The following is a 21,948-nucleotide window of genomic DNA, read 5'->3' on the forward strand; positions in this document are numbered from 1 at the left end:
AAAAGCATGACTACTTAATAACCACGACCAAACCGCCTCTCTTTTATCATCTAAATAAACCTCGACAATGAGCACAGACTCACCCAGAAAGATTCAAATAACAATACCTACAGACAAACCCAAGTAAACAAAGGAAGACCCCTCTCTGATCATAAGGCAACATATTAACGAGGGTAACAAGCTAATAAACTAGTTAATAAGCTAGTGGACTTAGCTTGGCCAGTTTCACTTGACCACTACACAGTTTCATTAAAGCGTCTAACGTAGAAATACAGGGCCATTAGGATGAGGTATCAGTAAGGAGGGATAGAAACGAGACTAAACCTTATAGAAGCTTAGCCTTGCATCGAAGTCAGTAGCTCCATCATGTCTTTGGAGCTTATGTTTTTCTTATGTCTCACTACGGCGTCTATCATCAACTCTAAGTTACCCGCCGAAATGTAATCACTGAGCACATCGTTGAATTTTTCCTGAATTTCATCACTCGCGTACAAATGATCTGGAATGAAGAATAAGAACTGGCTTCCACTGCTACGGAATGAAATGGTGCTTTCAGGGATCTTGGCGGTGAGGGATTTGGCAGCCGAACTCACCACGAGATCACCATATTCAAGTCCATATTTTTGGTTAATTTCACTTAGGTTTCTGATGCGTACGAAGTAAAGGTCAAAGTTGTTGTCTTTCGGATAGTTGTTTTTGACGAACTTCATCAATGACACTCGATTTCGAAAGCCTGTGATGAAATCAGTTGAGTAGAGCTTTCTTTTAACAGAGAAATCCACATAGAAAATAGCCCCCGTCATCAGCAAAATCACAACTAGGAATAGACTACTGATTTGATGCACCATGACTAACTTATCAACCATCGAGGTGTTTTCTTCAATTACCGGGCTTTGTAAGCGAAACTTGTCGTTAATGAAGTCTACAAGTGTGTGATAACAAATATCGACCTTTTTTTGCAGAGATTCTTTAGGTAGTACACCTTGGTTAACTAATTTAATGGAGGATTCCAAGCTCTTAAACTTATCAAATTCTGTGGTGAAATAAGGTTTAAAGTTCGCCGATTTAATGAAATTGGAAGACTCAGTGCTATTAATCAATATATCAAAACGACTCCAAGTAATATCGTACGCTAACCATAACTCATCATAATCGATGGTGTCAGAGCGACTGACCATCAAGAAGTTAGCGTATTCTTTTACTAGCTGAAAAACGAACCACGTTGCTTCATTTTGTCGATTCGAAAAACTCTTATTGATGTCGTTAATGCGCGTGACACTGTAGATATTTACGGTGAGTACCACTGCCGCCAAAGATAACACGACAATTTTAATGGCAGCCAATGACAGCAGCTTTTTCATAGTAATCCCTTACAAATGAATATCTCGTATCTGCCAAATCATCTTGGCATGGAAGTCTGTGTTATCAATGTCTGGAGTCGAAGAAAGCGGATAGATCAACCAATATGGACCTTTGTCCCTAACCGACATAAATTGGCCATTTTGTTTAATCGCAATGATCGGTTGGTAATCATAGAAGTCTTCTTTAGGAACAGCGATTTTGTAGTCGTTCAATGCAACAAAAGTGACTTGCGATGAGATAGGCAAGTCCATGGTTTCGAGTATAGTTTGCAAGGTTACGCCGCTATAAACCAACTCTCCATCAACCCACGGTAACGTCGTCGTTATTTCTTTTTGAGGAAGCAATAACAGCTGTTCTCTACTTAATTGATGTTTTTGCCCTAAGTGGTCGAATACGGTGAGTTCTGATGCCGCGAAAATAGAAAATGAACACAATGAAAGTATAAACAGAAGTGCAGTTCTCATTTTAAACTCCATTTTAAAAGGTCACTAATTTGAGTCTAGTTCATATTCGCCATTTAATTGGTGTAAGTCGTTCGCTAATTTCAGTCCACCTTCCACGTTTCTCCTATATTCCATGAAATCCCATAACCCTCGGTTTACCGTGCTATTAGCGCTGCTCGATTTAAATAAAAACAGCTTTTTTGTGGTTAATAAGTAATCCAATTCCCGTGATGAATACGTAGTGACCGATAAAATTGACAATAAAAATGAGTAACTGAGTAGCGAGAACGCTTATGCATGCATAACCTTTACACCAAGGTGAGTGTTTTCTGAGGTTCATCAAGCACTCGCTCTTTTCTTCAATAAGGGAATACGTAATGAGATTAAATAAGCAAAAGTTTAACCCCATAACCGCACTTTCCATTCTGCTAATGACGGCTGTCATGAATCCAGTTTACGCAGAATCTAACGACGAGCAGTTCGAGTTAGGAAAACAAAAAGCCAAGGTGTGTATGACTTGTCATGGCGTTGATGGTATCTCAACTCAAGACCCCTATCCGAACCTTCGTGGCCAAAAAATAGGGTATCTCATTTCCTCACTAAAAGATTATCAGACAAGGGAAAGAACCAGTGGTTTGGCGATTCTCATGCAGCAACAAGCCGACACACTTTCAGATCAGGACATCCGAGATATCTCCTACTTCTATTCAATGCTCGGCAAGGAATCAAGTTCAGTTAGCGACTCAAAAACAGACAGTAATTCAAAACTGTAGGAAAGGAGCCTTGTTATGGAACAAGTGACAACGCAGTACAGCATCAAGGTCGTGAGATACTTTATCATCGCCTCTTTAATCTGGGCGATTGTGGGTATGATCATCGGCGTGATCCTCGCCGCTCAATTGTATTGGCCTGTGCTCAATTTCGATTCTCAATATTTCCAATTTGGTCGTCTTCGCCCTCTGCATACCTCAGGCGTTATCTATGGGTTTGTGGTGAATATTTTAATGGGGACTTCACTCTATATTGCCCAACGAACTGGCCATTGCGAGCTGTTCAATAAAAGCCTGTCGTGGATGGTCTTTTGGGGATGGCAATTTATTCTACTACTCGCGGTCATCTCCTTGCCTGGGGGCCACACCAGCTCAAAAGAGTATGCGGAACTTGAATGGCCAATCGACTTAATGATTGTACTGGTTTGGGTGCTCTATGCAGTGTTGTTCTTTGGCACCCTTGCCAAGCGGAAAGTGAGCCATATCTTCGTGGCTAACTGGTTTTTTGCTGCTTTCATTATCGTTGTTGCCATGATTTTCATTGTGAACAATCTTGCGATGCCGGTCTCGGCTATGAAGTCCTACTCTGTATTCGCAGGTGCTCAAGATGCGATTGTTCAATGGTGGTGGGGACATAATGCCGTTGGTTTCTTACTGACCGCTGGTGTGATTGGTATGAATTACTATTTCATACCCAAAGCAGCGGACCGACCTATCTATTCGTACCGCTTGTCTGTGATCCATTTTTGGGGCTTGGTCGGCTTTTACACGTGGGCCGGAACGCACCACTTAGTCTACTCTTCCGTTCCCATCTGGATTCAGAACATCGGAATCGTGATGTCATTGATCCTGTGGCTCCCTTCCTGGGCTGGTGCTTTCAATAGCGCAATGACCCTTCTACAAAACAAAGAAAAGCTGAAGTCCGACTACATTCTTTTATTCTTTTTCTCAGCGATTCTTTACTACTGCTTAGCAACATTCGAAGGCCCGTTACTTGCTATCCGCTGGTTCAACATGGTGGCACACAACACCGAATGGATAATCGGCCACGTACATTCCGCAGCACTCGGATGGGTGGGAATGTCAGGGATAGCGGTTTTTTACTACTTCATTCCGCGCTTGTGGGGCCAAACCGATCTTTGGTCACGACGACTGATTAAGTGGCACTTCTGGCTTGCCCATGCTGGCGTCGCCATTTATGCGATTGCGCTTTGGGTCGCGGGTATCGGCGAAGGTTATATGTGGCTCGCCCAAAATGAAAATGGCGAACTAATATACAGCTTTGTAGAGGCTATGGACTTTAAAGCACCTTGGTTGTTCTTACGATTCTTTGGTGGTGCACTGTTTGTTCTGGGTTTATTCCTAATGGCATTTAACTTATTTAAAACCGTTCGTATGCCAGTAGTACATAACGCTAAACACGCCGTTAATGAGGGAGCTTAAATGATGAGTAAAGACTTTACACATTCAATCGTCATTTTAATTTTGACCACCGTTGTCGTCGCTTCCTTCTCTCTGTTGGTTTGGGTAGTGCCTAGCATTGTCCGTGGAGACGACATTGCCAAAGGCAGTTTAGCGATGCCACTCACACCTCTTGAGTTAGCAGGACGAGACATCTACATCAGTGAAGGCTGTCATGTGTGCCATACACAAATGGTTCGCCCTCTAGAGCCTGAAGTGAAGCGTAATGGTCGTCCGAACAAAGAAGCAGACGACATCTACGAATTTCCTAACTTGTGGGGTTCTAAGCGCACGGGGCCGGACCTCACTAACTTAGGAAGAAAATATTCTGACCAGTGGCATGCTATTCATCTAATTGACCCTCGAAAAGTCGTACCGACATCGATCATGCCCGCCTACCCTTGGTTATTTGAACAGACTCTGTCAGGTGACGACATAAGCGACAAAATGGAGACCCTCCGCATACTTGGCGTTCCTTATACTGACCAAGAAATAGGCGATGCCAGATTACAAGTAAGAGGAAAAACCAAAGGTGAAGCTCTGATCCGCTATCTACAAAGCCTTGGTAAAGATACGTCACAGGAGGTATCACAATGAGTGCATTTTGGAATCTATGGGCGGTAATTTTAACCTTAATCTTCTTCGTTCTTATGGTGTCTGTTATCGTTAAATATTGGCGTAGCAATCACCAAGCCGATCAAGACCACACCCTTGGCACTTTTGATGGGATTGAAGAAAAAGATGCGCCACCGCCAAAACTACTCTTTGTTAGCTATGCTATTTCCTTTCTATTGTCTGCTGGCTATTTGGTGCTCTACCCCGGGCTTGGTGAATGGGAAGGGTTAGTCGATTGGAAGCAAAGTGACGACAAACTCAGCTCACCCAGCACAACGTTAAACGAGCAATTCTCTCAAACAACGGAAACCACCCTCGAAGGATTGTCTGGCATACCCGAAATAGTAAACAGCGGACAAATCTTGTTCCAAACTCACTGCGCGGCTTGTCATCGTGACAACGCTCAAGGTCAGAAACACTTCCCTAACCTTATTGACCAAGAATGGCTATATGGTGGTAGTGATGAAGCGATCATTCATTCGATCGCCAAAGGGCGAAATGGCGCGATGCCGGGTTGGAGCGAGATAATGCGCCCCGATGAAGTGGCTAAGGTTTCTTATTACTTAGCTTCGCTCAATCAACGCCATACTGATGTTCCAGAAGTAAAAGTGAAAGTCGGCAAAGAGCTCTTTGCGAAATACTGCTCGTCTTGTCACGCCGATGGTTCTATCGCGAATCCGGCGATCGGCGTACCTGATCTTTCCGACGATATCTGGCTGCACGGAGGGAGTATTGAAGAGATACAACACACTATCAACAAAGGCTTGAACAACCTGATGCCTGCGTTTGATAAACAGCTTACGGAGAATGAGATATTCGCACTGGGTGCTTACATCCGACATGCGGGATCAGAGCAGCAGCAAAGACTCGCGAACCTAGAAGCTCAGTCTGTTGAACGTGGTGAATATCTCGCTTATGCCGGTGACTGTGTCGCTTGTCATAGTGCAGAAGGTGGCGAACCTTTTGCTGGCGGGCTTCCTTTTGTGACACCTTTTGGCACCGTCTATTCAACCAATATTACGCCCCACACAACAGAAGGTATTGGTACTTATGACTTTGATGATTTCCGAGCCGCATTAGTTGCAGGTAAAGGTAAGAATGGTTACCTGTACCCTGCAATGCCTTACACCTCTTATCAATACCTCACCGACCAAGACATGGTCGATTTGTGGGAATACATGCAGTCAATCACCGCGGTGCCTCGCCGCAATGACGACAACAGCATGATGTTCCCATCGAATATACGTCTAGGTCTGCTCGGGTGGAACATTGTGTTCATGGATACCGACCCGATCGACTACCAAGTGCCCGAAGAGCTTAAAACGGAAGTCGAAAACGTTGAGAAATGGCAGCAAGGGAAATATTGGGTGGCTGGCCTTGGACACTGCTCTGAGTGCCACACCCCGCGAAACATTGCTCAAGCTCTGATACCAGAACGTATTTTCCAAGGCAACTTGATTGACGGTTGGAATGCGCCCGATATCACGGCCAACGAACTGTATGTTGATGGTTGGGATGAAGCGACACTGACCGATTTCTTACACACAGGTCACTCAGACAAAGGGACTGCTTTTGCCGGCATGGCAGACGTAGTGAAAAACAGCCTTAGCCTGATGACACGTGAAGATATCGAGTCGATGTCCTATTACCTACTCAGTGGTGACATCAACAACACCATCAGTAGCGACGCAGTTCCGTTGAAGCCTAAAGGGTTTGATGAAGACTCTTACGCGACTGACATTTACACCACTTATCGCCAGACATGTGGAGCTTGTCATGGAGACGATGGTAAAGGACGTGACCCTATCGCCCCTACTCTGTTGAACAACGGTATCATCATGCACAGCGATCCATTCAACACCATCGCGGTAACCGTGCGTGGCCTACAACCCACCTATCTCGACAAAGACAGAAACTTCATGCCAATGGCAAGCTTTGAAGATGTGCTGTCGGATCAAAGGTTGGCTGAGTTGATCACCTTCGTGCGATTGCACCTTGGAGATAGAGAGGAACCAGTAACGGCAGAGCACGTTCGAGAGGTAAGAGAAACGCTTGAAGCTGCAGGTTACGCAGGAGGGTTACACACCACACCTGAAATGTACGAAAGTCGAGATAAGAATATTAACATTCGTTAGTCGACAAACAGACCACGCAGGAGGCCAAATTCAGGCCTCCTGCCTTTTATTAATAAAGCAGTTTTTAATAGAACGGTCTCCAATACAACTGTATTTGAGTACAGACGAGCTTTGATACAACCGTGTTTTTGATATTCTAATCACACTCAACCTCGACACTTTATCCACCAAACGTTTTAACTAACTGATTACATAATAAAGTCAATTCACACATAATGAGATCGATATCCCAGAACAAAGATGTGACTAAGTGCATAATCTTCATTATTTTATAAAGATGTACTAAGGGACCGTCTATGGATACAACAACTCTCATCTACGATACATTGGAAGGGTTATCGAGCGCAGAGCCTCAACAGCACGCTCAAATTCGCCAAAATCTATACAACCAATTAGATTTATCATTTGAGAAGCAGTTAGCCTTGTATTCAAATGTCCTAGGACCAGCCAGTGCAGGCCGTTTAACCGACCTTGAAAGTGCGGTCACTTCCGCATGTAAGATTGTTGGTTTGAAGAAATAACCAGCCTTGATACTCAGTATCTCTTTCTAAAAAATTAAAACGCTGCGAATCCGCAGCGTTTTTTGTTTTACCACCGCAAGTACTTCCATACATAGACCTAACTCCCAGCTTCAAATTTTTGCTTCCTAGCAGCCAAACCGTATTGATAACGGTTCTCGACAAGTCCAATTCTCTCTGTTTTTCAAGTTACACGCATTCTCATTTGGTTAATCTTATGTTCCATTTTTAACAGGTGTGTAACCATCATAATAGCGCTAATGTTAGTAGCACGTTAACCACACACCGGATGGAAGAATCATGAGAGTACTTATTGAATATACACAAACAGGCAAATATCGTGATCATGCGTGGGAAGCACTAACTATTCGTTCGAAAGGCGAAATTCAAGCTGTGACTCCCTCTTATGCGGCTCAACTTATCGAACAGAACCGCGCCAGCTTATCGACTACTGAAAATCAAGATATCGTCATCCAACCATAATGAGTTTAGGAACTATCCCTCCCGGTTCTTAAACTCTCTGTTTTACTCGCTTTAGTAATCAATACGATACTGAGTAAAAACAGAGTTTGATGACATAAAAAAACGCTGCACGGATGCAGCGTTTTCTTGTTTCTAGCGAATCTTATTTCTAACGTAGATATAGATAGCCTCTAGCGTACATAGCTTTACGTAGACAGTTTGACTATTTTGGCAGGTTCTCTAACGCTTCAACCATCGTCATTAATTTATCTACAATTCGTTCGCCATCGACTCTCAAGCCATTGTGTTCATACTCGTTAGTGATCCACGCTTTTGAGTTTGGAATGTTCGCCAGCGTTTCACGGCTGTAATCCAGTTCTACATACATATCATCCGCGTAAACTGCGCATGCCATTGGAACCGTATTCTTATTCAGCTGCTCTGCGTTGTACAAAGAGCCCCAGTCCGACTTCTCGGCCAACATGTTTGCCGCTTCACGCAGTGGTTTCAACGTTTCTAGTTGGTCGAACATCCATGGGTACACCATTTCTCCGGTAAACCAGAACTCGCTACCTGATTGGTAGTTAAAGTGTGGGTACTGCTCGCGTACTCGGTGTGCAGACCAGTTAGACGCTGCACCTTGGCAGTAAATCGATTCATGCAAAATAGCGTAGATTGGGTTCGTTAGGTAGCCCTGCTCTTGCTGCATTTGATTTAAGAAACTGTAGCTCAGCTGCTTGCTTCCTTTCACTTCAACAAACGCACTCTCCAGTGTGAAATACATTGGAAGGTTTGCTTCGCCGCCACCAAGATTAATGCCGATCAACTGGAACTGTTCAACGGTAAACACCTGACCGTTTGGCAGTCTCACATCATTGTTAAGCAGGTAATCAGAGATCTCACGACACATAGCTTGTGCTTGTGGGAACTGAGCAAAGAAGGCTCTGTTTTTGTCCTCTACACGCTTGTAAGTCGCACGATAAACATCGTCAGCTTCTCGTTCAATAGAAGGAATGCCGCCCGTCACATAACAACGCTGCAAGCTCTGTGGGAACAGTGACAAATAGCTCAGTGTACAGAAGCCACCAAAGCTTTGACCAATCGTCGACCATTGCTTAACACCAAACTGTTCACGAATCGCTTCAGCGTCACGAACGATGTTATCCGCTCTGAAATGCGTTAAGTACTCAACTTGTTGTTCTGGAGACTGAAGGGCCAACGTTTCATGGCTGATCACCGTGCTGTTGCCTGTACCACGCTGGTCCAGAAGCAGAACACGATAGTTTTGTAATGCACGCTTTAGCCAACCTGATTGACCGCTCACTCGTGGAGATGGAAAGCCTGGGCCGCCCTGAAAGTAGATAAGCCACGGCAGCTCTTGCGCATCTTTAGCGAGATCAACCAGCTCACGTGCGAAGACTTGGATCTGTTGTCCATCTTTGGCTTGGTAATCGAGAGGCAACTCAAAAGAGTGCTGACGATACAGGGTGGTTCCATCAATAAAGTTAGCTTGCACGCTTCATTCCTTTTTATCTGATTCTAAAGTCATCGGTACGAATAAAAACGGCGCCCTTTGGCACCTTTCAGTTAGCAAGATACGCATAGTAGCTTGTAAATGAAACCGTTTGTTGAACATGAATGTGAGGGTGCTTCGTTTAATTGTTCAATTACCTCTCAACGGGTAACAACGTGTGTCAAAACAGTCAGTTTAGAATAGGTAGATCCAGCGAGAGATCAAAAGAATGAGGTAAAGCAAATCCAAAGCGTGAGGCAAATAAAAAGAGCTTAACGAGGTGAGGATTCGTTAAGCTCTTTGGTTTTATCTGTGTTGATAAACTAACCGAATTACTCGCTGTTAATCTATCGAACCTGTTAGTTCTAATGAACCTATTAAATCTAGCGACTACGAAGCCGTCAGTTCACCTGCACCTTGAGTCGAGCGTTCGCTACTCTGAACTAGGATTGCGGTAGCGGTCTCTTTCAGTGCCGCCCACTCCCCATCATCAACCTCAATACCATCGTTCCACGCTTTCTCTTGAGTTTTAAAAAGCGCTTCTGATTCAATGTGTGTTTGGTAGCCATCTGACAAACGTTCGATATCGAAATCCTGGACGGAAAGTTCGATGGTCATATTGTGGATATGTTCGTACGATGTCAGTGGCAAATCTGATAAAAACAGTTCTGGAGCAACGCAACCACGATTAAGAACATACAAAGTACTCTTAGGGTTAGAGCCGTTATCCCAACGTGCCATGCACGCAATACCTTTTGCTGCCAGTTTTACAAGCTCGCTGTACGCCAACCAACGGTTGTGGCAGTTATTTAGCTCAATTCTCAGCGTCTTTTTACCGACCATTTTTTCAATGGCGTAATCCATCACCACTGGCAGGTGGCACGCTAAACTCGCCTTATGCAGGTCGACTTCAACCGTGTTATCGCTGCGTACTTGAATGTCTACAGGGCAATCGTCTTCTAGCCCAATGAAGTTGCTCGCATTGTTAAAATGACGAACACCATCCAAACCCACCATTTGTAAATCTGCCACCATGTTCGCTATCACATCAGCTTCACCACATGTACGACGCATACCTAAAAAGGCTTTATTAACGGCCGCTACCAGTTCATTGTGAGAAACGATCATAACGATTTACCTCCATGTTGAGCGTTGATATTTGTAGTAGCTTTTTGTGAGTCAGCGAGCTCTGCTTCACTTGGTGCTTCACTTGGTAAGACTGGGAACACCCATTCGTCCTGATGAATTTCATCAAGCAGTGGCGCACCTTGGAAAAACGTCACTCGTACCCAGCGATCTGAGCGAGGATCAAACTTAGTCGCACCAAACATCGCAAGCTTACAGCGCAACAAGTGCATTGGTGGTGAATCTTGGTGCAACACATTCATTTGAATGTCGCCCATCGCTTTGTTACCCAGCGTCCACACACGGCGCGCGATTGCACGGTGTTGCGGCTGTTTAACAAGGAATTCGGCCAATGAAAGCTCAGGCGCAAATTGCAATAAAGCATGGTACAAACGGTAAGCTTGACGACCGATATCCAACGGCAATTCACGCTCTTCACCCAACTCTTCGCCTCGAACTCCGAGCCTTGGCTCTTCTTTGTCTTGAGAGCGATACCAGAACCAGTAGTTGTTTTCTGCTTCAGTAAAGTCGGTCGTGATCGCCCAACGGTACTTTTCTTCTAATACAACCAGAAGGTCTTGAATCTTTTTGCCGCTAGGAAGCGACAGTGTTTCGCTGCAATTCATTTGCTCTTGATGGGCGTCCACTAATTCTGGGTACAATTCCATCAAGCATGAGATAAGGATTTCTTGGGCTTCCATACTCATTTGCTTTGATTGCTCGACTAACTGCGCCCATGTATCACACTGGCTGACAGACGTTTCTAGCGATTGCTCTGTTTCTTTCAAATCATCAACAGCAGCTTTGTTTAGCTCTTGCTGTGTTTCATTGATGGTAACGACTTGTTCTAAATGACAAATCGCTTTTTTAACTAATGTACGCAGTGGCTCAATCAACGCCGTATCAGTCTGACTGGACAACACGTCCGCCAATGCATGTTCACGGGTTGTCATCCACTGATCGACAATACTTGGGTGGTTAATCAGGTATGGCGCCATGCCTAAGCCTGTCGCGTTACCAACGCCTAGGTAGCGTTGTAATCCACGATGTAAAGCAATCGCTTGTTCGCCGCCTTGTTGTTCTGCTAGGTAATGAACCCAATCTAGGCTGAACTCACGCAGCATATAAACCGCACACATTTGTGCACTGAACGACTGATTGAAATCTTCATTTTTTTCTAAGATTTTAAAGTCAGCGATGCCAAATTTGCCATTACCATAAACGGCAGTGGTTCGCAGGATGTAGCCTACTTCAGCCAGTTCTTTGGGCGTTGGTTGAACACCTTTAGCCAAGTGACTAACGATATGTTCAAACACACGTACACTTTTGTTTGCACGCGCTAAAACAAGCACATTGTTAGGATTACGGCCGGCTTCTTGAAGCGGTACATTCGCACGAAGTCTTTCAAGCAGGGTGACATCAACATCACCAAGAACAAGCGCAAACGTTACGTCCCACTTTTCAGCTATTACACGGTCATTTCGTTCGTCATCTGCAATTTCATCGCAAAAAACAACCAAATGATAAACATGGTTTGGCGTTGCTAGCTTATAGATAACATGACCAAAACCCTGAGCGTCTAATTGCCATTCATGTTTTGTCACTTTCCATTCTTGCTGCGCCATTTTACGAATCAGAGTTCTCACGAAGCTGATGCGTGTTTGGTGCATCGCACCTAGCCTTTCCGGTGCCATGACGACTGTTGCGTCACGTAATGCTGATTCAGTGTAGGTAGAACGATGTGCATCCATTTTGCTCACCACCTTATAGTTATAGGATTTTGCTAGCCATTCAGAACCGATCGTTGCCGTCATTTGAAGCATTCGTTGTTACAGTATGCTGGTTAGCTTTCACGTTATGTGGGGCAAGCGAGCTCACCCCTTATTATTTGTCCTGACTAGATCGATTGACCTAAATACTTTGCCGTCCGATGTATTTTCACCAGTTCGGGTTTGCTGTTCCTTTCGGAATTTTGGATCAGCCTTCTTTCAAAGGCTGATTTGTTCTTATTTAATTTCTTACAGTCTCTTTTTTACAGAGATCTTGCCTCACAGAGCTCTTTTCTTTAAAAAAACCAGCTTTTTAAAAACCCTGTTCTTTTGCCATCTTGATTGCGATTTGAGGCGCATTCCAGAGCGATGGCAGTAAGATTAAGGACACCGGTACCGCTGTGATAACAATGAACGATTGCAGCGCTGAAATACCGCCAGAACCTAGGGAAATCAGAATCAACGCTGTTACCCCCATCATCACACCCCAGAAAGTACGAATAATTGCATTCGGTTCTGTCTCACCACTGATAACCACACTGATGGTGTAAGTCATCGAGTCACCGGTCGTTACGATGAAGATCGTGGTTAAGATCAAGAACAGAATAGAGATAAGCATCGGCATAGGTAGCTGCTGAGTTACCGCCAGTAGTGCGCCTGGTAAGTTGAAGCCTTCGAACGCTTTACTTACGCTGCCTGGATCTGCAATTTCAAACGCAAGACCAGAGCCACCAACAATCGTGAACCAGAAGCAAGTTACAAACGGTGCGATAAGGCTAATGGTTGATACCAATTGGCGAATACTACGACCGCGTGAAATACGAGCGATGAAGATTGCCATCATTGGGCCGTAACCTAAGAACCAACCCCAGAAGAACACCGTCCACCAGCTTAACCAACCTTCATCACCACGGTATGTTGCCATTGGGATGAAGTTATCTATCATGCTGCCTACACCTTGAATGTAGCCATTGAAGATGAAGTTCGTTGGACCGAAGATAAGGATGTAAACCATCAATGCCATTGCTAAAATTACGTTGTAACGGCTTAGCATTTGCATTCCGCGGTTAAGACCACTTAATGCCGACAATGTGTAAAGCACGATAGCGAACAAGATGATGATTAGTTGTGTTGTGAAGCCATCTGGAATACCAAACAATTCGTTCAGAGCGTAGCTGACTTGCAAGCCTAAGAAACCAATCGGACCGATAGTACCCGCCGCTACAGCGACAATACAACATGCATCAATCAGTGCGCCGGTATGGCCTTTCAGTGCTCTTTCGCCCAAAACTGGGTAAAGCAAAATACGAGGTTTAAGAGGCAAACCTTTGTCGTAGTGAAGGTGCATAACCACGATAGACGTTAAGCTGCCCACAATTGCCCATGCGAGGAAACCCCAGTGCATGAATGATTGTGATAACGCATTCACTGCGCCTTGCTGTGCGTTTTCTTGTGCGCCATACAACGGCGGTGGGTTAACGTAGTGTGCGATAGGCTCTGCTGCTGCCCAAAATACACCGCCACCCGCAAGTAACGTACAGAAGATGATAGCCATCCAACGGAAGCCATCCATTTCAGGTTTCGCGATGCCGCCTAGGATAACCTTGCCTGTTCGCCCTGCCGCCAGGCCAAGACCAATAAGAAAAGTCAGAAGAAGAAGCATTTGCCAATAAGGGCCGAACACTTTTACAGACCATGCAAAGCCCGTGTTTACTAGGGTAGAGAGTAGCTCCCCGTCAAACAAAGCAAGTGTTACGAACAGAGCGATAAAACCGCCGCTGTACCAAAGTGCTGGGTTGGTTAGTCCTAATTTGTCTGAAGTAGATTCAGACTGAGGTTTTTTGCTTGCTGTGTTTGCTTGACCCGCATTTACGTTTGAAGATTTCACGCTATTGGTTAAATCAGACATACTCTGACTCCAGAGGTTTCTTTGCAGCTGTCATTTTAATGATGACTACAAGAGGTGTATTTAACACCTGCCCTATTGTTTTTTGTGTTGGGCAGGCTAATCCATGTTTGGGTTACCGCGTTGCGAAATAGACCGTTGTTCCTTTTGAATAGTTAAATTGGTTACAACAGCACTTCTAAATGAAGGTTAATTAGAAGGCTGCTAATTCAATGATTACTAGTGAGAAAGCACCTAACCCTTGCTTTGAGGCTCTAGGCCATCTTTCAAGAAGTTAAACCAGTTTTCTCCCAAGACTTGCCCAGCTTCAGACTCGCTGAAACCATGGCGCATCAATCCGTTATAAATATTTTCCATACCCGCACTACCACAGAACCAAGGCAACGCATCTGGCCAACCTGAGTTGTTCGCAGAGCCTTCACCGTAGTCCATTGCTTTAGACCAACGACCATTTCTCATCCATTCAAGAACGGCTTGAGGTTGGTTTAAGCATAGGTCACTACCAATACCTAGGTGTTCTACGCCAACCATGTCAGCGGTCGTCGCAACCATTTGGCAGAAATCTTCCAACGTACATTGGCTGCCATTTGGTAGGTGGAATGGGTACAAGCTGAATCCGATTAGGCCACCGCGTGCGGTTAGGGCTTTAATCACATCATTTGATTTGTTTCGTAGTGCATCATGAGCAAACGTTGGGTTCGCATGGCTGATACAAATAGGACGAGAAGATAGGTCAATCGCCTCAAGCGTTGAACGCTCGGCACTGTGAGACATATCGATGATCATGCCCACTCGGTTCATCTCTTCGATCGCTTGCTTACCAAAGCGCGTGATGCCTGTGTCGTTCTTCTCGTAGCAACCCGTCGCCAATAAGCTCTGGTTGTTGTAAGTAAGCTGCATGATCAAAAGACCTTGCTGACGCATTACTTCGATAAGACCAATCTCATCATCGATTGGAGAACAGTTTTGAGCACCTAGAAAAATGCCGACTTTGCCTGTCGCTTTTGCAGTTTCAACATCAGCCATTGAATGAATCGGCATGATAATGTCTGCATTCTGCTCGAATCTTAAGTTCCATTCTGCAAAGCGAGATAAGGTTTCACGAGCTGTCTCGTGGTAAACCGCGGTAGCGTGAACTGCTGTAATGCCGCTCGCCTTTAGTGTTTGGAAATATTCTCTGTTCCAATTGCAGTATTGCAATCCATCTATAACAATCCGTTGCTGGTACATAACCACTCCTATTGAAAGCTCAGTGTTCTAGCTCGGTTTTGAAAACACGCTCAAATAACATGTTTTCAAAAATGGGTTAAATCACTTGTCTAATTTCGTTTGCTGCTTTGGTTGGGATGTTGGCCTGACTCTGTGAATCAGGCCAATTCGATAGCTGGATAGCTTGGGACTTAATATCCTCAGCTATCCAATTCTTATATAGAGAGTTGATTAGTAAGGACGCTGGTAAGCTGTCTTCACGACTGTGTAGAACTCTTTCGCGTACTGACCTTGCTCACGAGGACCGAAGCTAGACTCTTTACGACCACCAAACGGTACGTGGTAATCAGTGCCTGCTGTTGGTAGGTTCACCATCACACAACCTGTTTGCGCTTGTTGCTTGAACATTGCGCTAGTACGTAGGCTTTGAGTAATGATGCCGCCCGTTAGACCAAAGCGAGTATCGTTTGTTGTCGCGATAGCTTCTTCTAGGTCAGCTACACGAATCACGCTTGCCATTGGTGCAAACACTTCTTCTTGGTTCACTTCCCAATCGTTCTTAGTATTCAAGAACAGCGTTGGAGACATGTAGAAGCCTTCGTGTTTCATGCTTAGGCGTTCGCCACCAAATGCTAGCTCACCGCCGCTTTGACGTGCTTTCTCAACCCAACCTAGGTTTGCTTCAAGTTGGTTACCATCGACAACAGGGCCCATGAATACGCCGTCTTCTAGTGCGTGACCCACTTTAAGCTCGCTCATACGCTTGATTAGTGCTTCAACGTATTGGTCGTGAATGCCATCCATAACCACTAGACGAGAAGATGCTGTACATTTTTGACCTGCGCCAGAGAATGAACCTGCGATAGTCGCATCAACAGCTGTTTGGATATCAGCATCATCAGCAACCACAAGTGCGTTCTTACTGCCCATTTCTAATTGGCAACGAACGAAGTTTGGCGCTGTAGCCGCCGCAACCTTACGACCTGTATCAACAGAACCAGTAAAGCTCACACCGTTCACTTCTTTAGAGTTGATCAGTGCATCACCTACTTTCGAACCGCTACCTAGAACAAGGTTGAACGTGCCTGCCGGCATGCCTTGACGGTGGATAATCTCGGTTAACGCAACCGCACTTGCTGGTGTTAGGTTTGCTGGTTTCCAGATAACGCTGTTACCGAAAGCCAATGCTGGAGCGATTTTCCAAGCTGCTGTTGCTGTTGGGAAGTTCCAAGGAGAGATGATGCCGATAACACCCACCGCTTCACGAGTCACTTCGACAGAAACGCCTGGGCGTACTGATTCTGCGTTGTCACCAATTTGACGAAGCACTTCAGCCGCAAAGTACTGGAAGAATCGACCTGCACGGTAAATTTCGCCACGACCTTCAGCAAAAGGCTTACCTTCTTCACGAGAAAGCAACGTACCTAGCTCATCACAACGTGCAATCAGCTCATCACCAATCGCTTGAAGTACTGCTTGCTTACGTTCAATCGGCGTTTTTTCCCACTCTGGTTGAGCGTGCTTCGCCGCTGAAATCGCTTGTTGAACTTGGTCAGCACTTGCTTGTGCAAAGTTACCGATGTTTTCAGAAATATCTGATGGGTTAATGTTCGCAACGGTGCTTACACCCGCTTGCCATTCGCCGCCAATGTAAAGTGCGTTTTCTGCTTGAACATTCTGTAATTGAGTCATCATTCTGTCCTTGTAACGGTTAGGTTGCGTTTGAGCCTGGCAACCATCTGATTAATGAATAAAACGTTAATTTATATAAGAAATAACGTTTAAATCTTGTATCTAAAACTGAACCAAGACGCTTGTATCAATAAAGATCTTTACAGACAAATAGCTTTAATCCGCAAATTGCCTCAGTTCACAGTATCTTTATTCAGGTTGAGAGGCTGATGCGTAAACCACGAACTCAACCAACATTTCTTCTCTTGCCAACCCTGCAACGACGACCGCAGCACGGTTTGGATAAGGTGCATTGAAGTATTCTCCGTATACGCTGTTTACCGTTTTTAGATATTCACGGTCTGTCACGTAAATCAGAACTTGCAGCACTGAATCCATAGATTCGCCTGCACACTCCAACGTATGAACAAGGTTGTTAAAAGTCTGACGCGTTTGCGCTTCGATACCGCCTTCTACTACTGCGCCAGTTTCATCAATTGGAATCTGCGCTGTGTATAGAGTTCCGTTATTAACGATTGCCCACTCTAGTGGTGCTTTTGAAGCGAAAAGCTCGGTTTTTACTGGGTGTTTTTTAGTTTGTGCGTTCACGATTCCATCCAACTTTGTAACAACTATGTTTCAAGATGGTTAAATACTGCACCTTGACGACTGATAAATCTAACGGTAAATTTTGTGCATTTGATAAATAAAATCTATCACCTTGCGAAATGTAAGGTATAGCAAGGGCTAGAGAAGGATCAGTGCCATGAGTATTAAGCTACAACAGTTAAAACATTTTGTTTTAGTGGTCGAAGAAGGCGGATTTCGAGCAGCATCTCACCGCGCAAATCGCTCGCAAGCGGCACTTTCTACGTCGATAAAAGAGCTAGAAAAAATACTTGGTCAGCCACTGTTTGAAACAGGCAACAAATCAACCCTGACACCTTTCGGGGAAATATGCCTGCCAAAAATCATTCAATTCCTGAATGTTTACAAAGCATTAGACAATGACCTACGCGCAGCCGCGGCAGGACAACAAGGAAGAGTTCGAATAGCAAGCGTGCCATCAGTAGCGGCAAAATTAATCCCTAGTGTTTTAGGGGCTTTTTGTGAACAGTACCCGAATGTTGAGGTAAGCTTGATTGATGATAACGCGGCGGGCGTAGAAGCAAGATTACTGTCTGGAGAGGTGGATGTTGCCCTCGGAAACAGCTCCCATTTAGAAGAAGAGAGCATCGATTTCACGCCATTACTCTCAGATCCTATCGGTGTGGTCTGCCTCAAGGACAACCCCATCGCCTCTCAACGAGAGGGAATAGAATGGCAAACTTTGTTAAAACAACCCTTCATTCGCAACGGGACTTGTACCCTACTTGACCCAACGCCTGCAAGAATGCTCAGCGAACAAGCTTTGTATTCAGTCGAAAACATTACTTCGTTGTTTTCGGTGTTAGAGCTCGGGATAGGCGTGACCACGCTGCCTAAACTGGCTTTCCCAACCAATGAAACCCGCTTGGTGTGGATTCCGTTGATTGACCCGCCTTTACAGCGTCAAATCGGTATTTTCAGATTGTCTGATCGTACGATCTCGCCACAAGCGCAGGCTTTTCATGACTTATGTATTCAATATTTAAGTTATGAGGACTAATAGAGGGGCATGATTGAGTTTGTTTGCTTAAAAAGCGGTTGTTAGAGCAACACATCAAGAAATTTCAGCTCGAATCTCCAGACTTTGGTCTTTCTATCTTGGGCTTAGGGCCCTAACCTTCAGATTTTTGCCCTATCTTCAGCTCCTTACATCCATGTGAGGAGTTGAATTTCTTCCATCATATTCATCTTAAACGCCGATTTATCCGTTTCGAATCGCTTGAAAGACGTTAAGAATGAAGTCGTGACAAACTATTTTGAAAAATAATCACTTCCAGATAGAGAACGCCGTATAGATAAATAACTCAATGCACGAAGGCTTTCATCGCTGACTAAAACTGACTTTATCCACTTGTAGAATGGCACTCAATAATCAACTTATAAATGACGCTAAGTGTTTGAATATGCTTAATTGATAAGATCGTAACTTGCCAAATTTACGTCTAACATTTTCACATAAAAACGCCCCTTTCCGCTGAAAATAAAGCATTTAAAATTTTCATGAATAAAGTTATTCAACTATTACTTTCATAAATGAAAAACACTCATTTCAAAAATGGAATTATTGATGTCGATTTTTGTCGTTTTGATCACATAATTTTAGGCGTAGTTTATATTTTGTCGGAACGATAGCGAATTAGTTTTTATCGTTTAATTTCGTCAGGAAATATAAAGCCAGAAAGATTATTTCTTTGTTAACAAGTCAAATTGCTATTAACAAGTAAGTGCTAGTAACAAAACATATTCAAACTGTGTTTTATATTAACTTACACTGTTAAATATAGGGTTTTATTATGAGGCTTAATGGGATAAGTAGCGACATCCTTGTTGCTGCTAAAAGAGTTGTTCTCTGCCAAATAGTATTAGCCGTCGGTGTAGTTTTATATGAAGTGTTTTTTGGTAATAAAGTAGATATGGAGTCTTCAGCTTTGGGTGTCGTAATCGCGATGTTACCACCGCTGTTTGGTTTTATATATGCAAGCCTAAAGGTGCACAAGAATCCTAATTATAGTTTACGTGACTTAATGCAAATGAGTCGTGTCGTGAAAATAACCTATACGTTCTTAATGTTTATCTTGGCATTCCAGTTTTTTAAATTGGATAACCCAGTAATATTATACGCATACATTTTCACAATGATTGGGTACTTCTTAACACCATTTATTACTGCCTCTACAAGATCGGAGTACGTGTAGTATGGATCAAGTCACTACCGCTCACGAATACATAGAGCATCACTTAACCTTCTTAACTACAGGTGATGGTTTCTGGGCGTTCAACATTGACTCAATGTTGATATCTTGGATTACGGGATTATTGTTTATTGGAGCTTTTCGATATGTAGTGACCAAGGGCACTAGCGGTGTTCCAGGTCGTTTTCAATGTTTTATCGAGCTTATCTTTGATTTCGTTAACAACCTAGTCAAAGAGATTTTCCAAGCGGAGGATAAATTAATAGGACCACTGGCATTAACCACTTTTGTTTGGGTGTTGTTAATGAATGCAGTCGACCTATTACCAATTGATTTAATACCAGGGTTAACTCGTGTAATGGGTTTAGAACACTTTAGAGATCTACCGACAGCGGATGTAAATATCCCAATGTCGATGGCACTCGGTGTGTTTATTCTACTGTTAACTTATACGTTGAAAAATAAAGGTTTGAAAGGCTTTATCAAAGAGCTCACTACTCAGCCATTTGATAACCCTCTTTTATATCCTGTTAACTTCGTTCTTGAATTAATAACATTAATTTCAAAGCCAATATCACTAGGCTTACGATTATTCGGAAATATGTATGCAGGCGAGATGATATTCATCCTTATCGCACTAATGCCTTGGTGGATGCAATGGGCACTCAGTGTTCCATGGGCCTTATTCCACATATTAATCGTATTCTTGCAAGCATTTATATTTATGGTACTGACCGTTGTTTATTTAGCAATGGCAACAGAAGAACACCATTAATTAATAACTAAAAATTAACTAACAAATTATTTATCGGAGATACAAATGGATATCGTAAGCGCAGTTTTATATGTAGCAGGTGCATTACTGATCGGTTTAGGTGCAGCGGGTGCAGCATCTGGTATTGGTAACTTAGCAGGTAAATACCTTGAAGGTGTTGCTCGTCAACCAGACCTTACTCCAATGCTTCGTACTCAATTCTTCATCATGATGGGCCTTGTGGATGCTGTACCGATGATCGGTGTTGGTATCGGTCTATACATCATCTTTGCCGTTGCTTAATTAAAAGCTTTGAAAAGATCGATTTGTAAATAATCAAGATTTAGTGAGGAAGGTATGAATTTAAATGCCAGCATGTTTGGTCAAGCAATCTCATTCGTGATTTTTGTTTGGCTATGCATGAAATATGTATGGCCCCCTCTCACCGCGATGTTAGACGAGCGCCAAAAAGAAATCGCTGATGGTTTACGCCACTCAGAGAATGCAGCGAAAGAGCTAGAACTAGCAAAATCAAATGGCGCACAACTCGTCGCAGATGCGAAAAAAAATGTGACCGAACTGATTGAGCAAGGCAAAAAACGCCGCAACGAAATCATCACCTTAGCTCACCAAGAAGGTGAGCAAGAAAAAGCGCGCATCTTAGAGCAAGGTAGAGCTGAGCTAGAAGGCGAACGTCAAAAGTTACGCCGTGAACTTCAGGCGGATATGGCAGACGCTGTTATTCAAAGTGCACAGAAATTGATCAGCAAAAACCTAGATTCTGAAACGAACCGAGCGTTAGTTGATCAAATGATAAGCGAACTCTAAACGGAGGCAATATGTCAGATTACACCAATATTGCTCATCCCTACGCTAAAGCATCGTTCGACTTTGCTTTAGGTGAAAACAAGTTACAAGAGTGGCACTCAATGCTGTCCATTCTGGTGACGGTAGCGGAAGAAGAAACGATCGCTAAGCAGATTTCATCAGCAGAAGGTGTTCACACACAGCAATCTGAAGAACTGGTCAATCTCATCATTCACGTTTGCCAAGGACTTGTTGATGACCACGTCATTAATCTCATTAAAGTCTTGGCTGAGAATGGCCGTCTTGCAGTGATCAGAGACTTGTTTAACTTGTTCAGCGACCTAAAGGACGAACATGAACGTGTAATCCCTGTCACTGTCACCAGTTCAGAATTGCTTACACAAGATCAAGTTACATCACTCACTGCTGCACTTGAGAAGAAATTAGAGCGTCAGGTTGAAATGGAACAGGTTATTGATGACTCGCTGGTTGGCGGGATCGTAATCAAGGCGGGTGAAACCGTCATCGATGGTTCTTTGAACACATCAATTAACCGATTGGCTCATCAACTTCACGCGAGATAGGTAA

Annotated in this window: 21 protein-coding genes; 12 read left to right on the forward strand and 9 right to left on the reverse strand. The window is 43.9% G+C overall.

What is annotated here, in order from left to right:
* Positions 1 to 335: 335 nt before the first annotated feature.
* The gene (locus AC3CKG_RS24340; protein WP_017111928.1) at positions 336 to 1,361 is read right to left on the reverse strand and encodes a diguanylate cyclase domain-containing protein; all 1,026 of its coding nucleotides are present in this window, start codon (positions 1,359 to 1,361) and stop codon (positions 336 to 338) included.
* 9 nt (positions 1,362 to 1,370) lie between these two features.
* Entirely contained in the window at positions 1,371 to 1,826 is a 456-nt protein-coding gene (locus tag AC3CKG_RS24345) for a putative pterin-binding protein (protein WP_032501250.1), read from the reverse strand.
* Positions 1,827 to 2,182: 356 nt separating this feature from the next.
* Between AC3CKG_RS24345 and AC3CKG_RS24350 the strand changes: the two genes are divergently transcribed.
* The 6 genes from AC3CKG_RS24350 to AC3CKG_RS24375 all read left to right on the forward strand — a co-directional run bounded on the left by AC3CKG_RS24350 (position 2,183) and on the right by AC3CKG_RS24375 (position 7,787).
* Entirely contained in the window at positions 2,183 to 2,578 is a 396-nt protein-coding gene (locus tag AC3CKG_RS24350) for a c-type cytochrome (RefSeq protein WP_065104758.1), read from the forward strand.
* 15 nt (positions 2,579 to 2,593) lie between these two features.
* Complete coding sequence (ccoN, locus tag AC3CKG_RS24355) at positions 2,594 to 4,018, forward strand: cytochrome-c oxidase, cbb3-type subunit I (RefSeq protein WP_099166663.1); 1,425 nt, start codon at positions 2,594 to 2,596, stop codon at positions 4,016 to 4,018.
* Entirely contained in the window at positions 4,019 to 4,633 is a 615-nt protein-coding gene (locus AC3CKG_RS24360; RefSeq protein WP_017098968.1) for a cbb3-type cytochrome c oxidase subunit II, read from the forward strand.
* Positions 4,630 to 6,786 (forward strand): c-type cytochrome, encoded by a 2,157-nt coding sequence (locus AC3CKG_RS24365; RefSeq protein ID WP_488529549.1) that lies wholly within the window; start codon positions 4,630 to 4,632, stop codon positions 6,784 to 6,786. The genes AC3CKG_RS24360 and AC3CKG_RS24365 overlap by 4 nt, the downstream gene beginning before the upstream one ends.
* A 296-nt stretch (positions 6,787 to 7,082) precedes the next feature.
* Positions 7,083 to 7,307: a PAS factor family protein gene (locus AC3CKG_RS24370; protein WP_017111922.1), complete on the forward strand. Its 225-nt coding sequence runs from the start codon at positions 7,083 to 7,085 to the stop codon at positions 7,305 to 7,307.
* A 297-nt stretch (positions 7,308 to 7,604) separates the two neighbouring features.
* Positions 7,605 to 7,787 carry a hypothetical protein gene (locus tag AC3CKG_RS24375; RefSeq protein ID WP_004730424.1) on the forward strand — a complete coding sequence of 61 codons (183 nt, stop codon included), beginning with the start codon at positions 7,605 to 7,607 and terminating at the stop codon, positions 7,785 to 7,787.
* Between the two features lie 202 nt (positions 7,788 to 7,989).
* Here AC3CKG_RS24375 and AC3CKG_RS24380 read toward each other — a convergent pair whose 3' ends face one another.
* The 7 genes from AC3CKG_RS24380 to AC3CKG_RS24410 all read right to left on the reverse strand — a co-directional run bounded on the left by AC3CKG_RS24380 (position 7,990) and on the right by AC3CKG_RS24410 (position 17,568).
* Positions 7,990 to 9,282 (reverse strand): alpha/beta fold hydrolase, encoded by a 1,293-nt coding sequence (locus AC3CKG_RS24380; protein ID WP_488529550.1) that lies wholly within the window; start codon positions 9,280 to 9,282, stop codon positions 7,990 to 7,992.
* Positions 9,283 to 9,669: 387 nt separating this feature from the next.
* Positions 9,670 to 10,407 carry a DUF3726 domain-containing protein gene (locus tag AC3CKG_RS24385; protein ID WP_488529551.1) on the reverse strand — a complete coding sequence of 246 codons (738 nt, stop codon included), beginning with the start codon at positions 10,405 to 10,407 and terminating at the stop codon, positions 9,670 to 9,672.
* A complete protein-coding gene (locus AC3CKG_RS24390; RefSeq protein WP_488529552.1) occupies positions 10,404 to 12,218 on the reverse strand; it encodes a hypothetical protein in 1,815 nt (604 codons plus the stop codon). The genes AC3CKG_RS24385 and AC3CKG_RS24390 overlap by 4 nt, the downstream gene beginning before the upstream one ends.
* Before the next feature lie 268 nt (positions 12,219 to 12,486).
* Complete coding sequence (locus AC3CKG_RS24395) at positions 12,487 to 14,082, reverse strand: BCCT family transporter (protein WP_017111918.1); 1,596 nt, start codon at positions 14,080 to 14,082, stop codon at positions 12,487 to 12,489.
* A gap of 231 nt (positions 14,083 to 14,313) precedes the next feature.
* Positions 14,314 to 15,309, reverse strand: coding sequence for a membrane dipeptidase (locus AC3CKG_RS24400; protein WP_029222845.1), 996 nt, complete (start codon positions 15,307 to 15,309; stop codon positions 14,314 to 14,316).
* Positions 15,310 to 15,519: 210 nt separating this feature from the next.
* Positions 15,520 to 16,980: an aldehyde dehydrogenase family protein gene (locus AC3CKG_RS24405; RefSeq protein WP_488529977.1), complete on the reverse strand. Its 1,461-nt coding sequence runs from the start codon at positions 16,978 to 16,980 to the stop codon at positions 15,520 to 15,522.
* 189 nt (positions 16,981 to 17,169) lie between these two features.
* Positions 17,170 to 17,568 carry a RidA family protein gene (locus AC3CKG_RS24410; protein ID WP_004730412.1) on the reverse strand — a complete coding sequence of 133 codons (399 nt, stop codon included), beginning with the start codon at positions 17,566 to 17,568 and terminating at the stop codon, positions 17,170 to 17,172.
* 157 nt (positions 17,569 to 17,725) lie between these two features.
* Between AC3CKG_RS24410 and AC3CKG_RS24415 the strand changes: the two genes are divergently transcribed.
* The 6 genes from AC3CKG_RS24415 to AC3CKG_RS24440 all read left to right on the forward strand — a co-directional run bounded on the left by AC3CKG_RS24415 (position 17,726) and on the right by AC3CKG_RS24440 (position 21,944).
* Complete coding sequence (locus AC3CKG_RS24415) at positions 17,726 to 18,607, forward strand: LysR family transcriptional regulator (protein WP_017099346.1); 882 nt, start codon at positions 17,726 to 17,728, stop codon at positions 18,605 to 18,607.
* Between the two features lie 793 nt (positions 18,608 to 19,400).
* Positions 19,401 to 19,802: a hypothetical protein gene (locus AC3CKG_RS24420; RefSeq protein ID WP_004730409.1), complete on the forward strand. Its 402-nt coding sequence runs from the start codon at positions 19,401 to 19,403 to the stop codon at positions 19,800 to 19,802.
* A 1-nt stretch (position 19,803) separates the two neighbouring features.
* Entirely contained in the window at positions 19,804 to 20,574 is a 771-nt protein-coding gene (gene atpB / locus AC3CKG_RS24425; protein ID WP_076670020.1) for a F0F1 ATP synthase subunit A, read from the forward strand.
* Positions 20,575 to 20,619: 45 nt separating this feature from the next.
* The gene (atpE, locus tag AC3CKG_RS24430) at positions 20,620 to 20,856 is read left to right on the forward strand and encodes a F0F1 ATP synthase subunit C (protein ID WP_004730405.1); all 237 of its coding nucleotides are present in this window, start codon (positions 20,620 to 20,622) and stop codon (positions 20,854 to 20,856) included.
* Positions 20,857 to 20,910: 54 nt separating this feature from the next.
* Positions 20,911 to 21,381 (forward strand): F0F1 ATP synthase subunit B, encoded by a 471-nt coding sequence (locus AC3CKG_RS24435; RefSeq protein WP_004730401.1) that lies wholly within the window; start codon positions 20,911 to 20,913, stop codon positions 21,379 to 21,381.
* Positions 21,382 to 21,392: 11 nt separating this feature from the next.
* Positions 21,393 to 21,944 (forward strand): F0F1 ATP synthase subunit delta, encoded by a 552-nt coding sequence (locus tag AC3CKG_RS24440; protein WP_009844933.1) that lies wholly within the window; start codon positions 21,393 to 21,395, stop codon positions 21,942 to 21,944.
* The last annotated feature ends 4 nt before the right edge of the window (positions 21,945 to 21,948 follow it).

It is taken from the genome of Vibrio sp. QJM3NY_15, assembly GCF_057785995.1.

Coding starts and splice junctions, on each gene's coding strand:
- AC3CKG_RS24340 (WP_017111928.1), bottom strand. CDS start 1,361: ATGAAAAAGCTGCTGTCATTGGCTGCCATTAAAATTGTCGTGTTATCT.
- AC3CKG_RS24345 (WP_032501250.1), bottom strand. CDS start 1,826: ATGAGAACTGCACTTCTGTTTATACTTTCATTGTGTTCATTTTCTATT.
- AC3CKG_RS24350 (WP_065104758.1), top strand. CDS start 2,183: ATGAGATTAAATAAGCAAAAGTTTAACCCCATAACCGCACTTTCCATT.
- ccoN (WP_099166663.1), top strand. CDS start 2,594: ATGGAACAAGTGACAACGCAGTACAGCATCAAGGTCGTGAGATACTTT.
- AC3CKG_RS24360 (WP_017098968.1), top strand. CDS start 4,019: ATGATGAGTAAAGACTTTACACATTCAATCGTCATTTTAATTTTGACC.
- AC3CKG_RS24365 (WP_488529549.1), top strand. CDS start 4,630: ATGAGTGCATTTTGGAATCTATGGGCGGTAATTTTAACCTTAATCTTC.
- AC3CKG_RS24370 (WP_017111922.1), top strand. CDS start 7,083: ATGGATACAACAACTCTCATCTACGATACATTGGAAGGGTTATCGAGC.
- AC3CKG_RS24375 (WP_004730424.1), top strand. CDS start 7,605: ATGAGAGTACTTATTGAATATACACAAACAGGCAAATATCGTGATCAT.
- AC3CKG_RS24385 (WP_488529551.1), bottom strand. CDS start 10,407: ATGATCGTTTCTCACAATGAACTGGTAGCGGCCGTTAATAAAGCCTTT.
- AC3CKG_RS24390 (WP_488529552.1), bottom strand. CDS start 12,218: ATGACGGCAACGATCGGTTCTGAATGGCTAGCAAAATCCTATAACTAT.
- AC3CKG_RS24395 (WP_017111918.1), bottom strand. CDS start 14,082: ATGTCTGATTTAACCAATAGCGTGAAATCTTCAAACGTAAATGCGGGT.
- AC3CKG_RS24400 (WP_029222845.1), bottom strand. CDS start 15,309: ATGTACCAGCAACGGATTGTTATAGATGGATTGCAATACTGCAATTGG.
- AC3CKG_RS24405 (WP_488529977.1), bottom strand. CDS start 16,980: ATGACTCAATTACAGAATGTTCAAGCAGAAAACGCACTTTACATTGGC.
- AC3CKG_RS24415 (WP_017099346.1), top strand. CDS start 17,726: ATGAGTATTAAGCTACAACAGTTAAAACATTTTGTTTTAGTGGTCGAA.
- AC3CKG_RS24420 (WP_004730409.1), top strand. CDS start 19,401: ATGAGGCTTAATGGGATAAGTAGCGACATCCTTGTTGCTGCTAAAAGA.
- atpB (WP_076670020.1), top strand. CDS start 19,804: ATGGATCAAGTCACTACCGCTCACGAATACATAGAGCATCACTTAACC.
- atpE (WP_004730405.1), top strand. CDS start 20,620: ATGGATATCGTAAGCGCAGTTTTATATGTAGCAGGTGCATTACTGATC.
- AC3CKG_RS24435 (WP_004730401.1), top strand. CDS start 20,911: ATGAATTTAAATGCCAGCATGTTTGGTCAAGCAATCTCATTCGTGATT.
- AC3CKG_RS24440 (WP_009844933.1), top strand. CDS start 21,393: ATGTCAGATTACACCAATATTGCTCATCCCTACGCTAAAGCATCGTTC.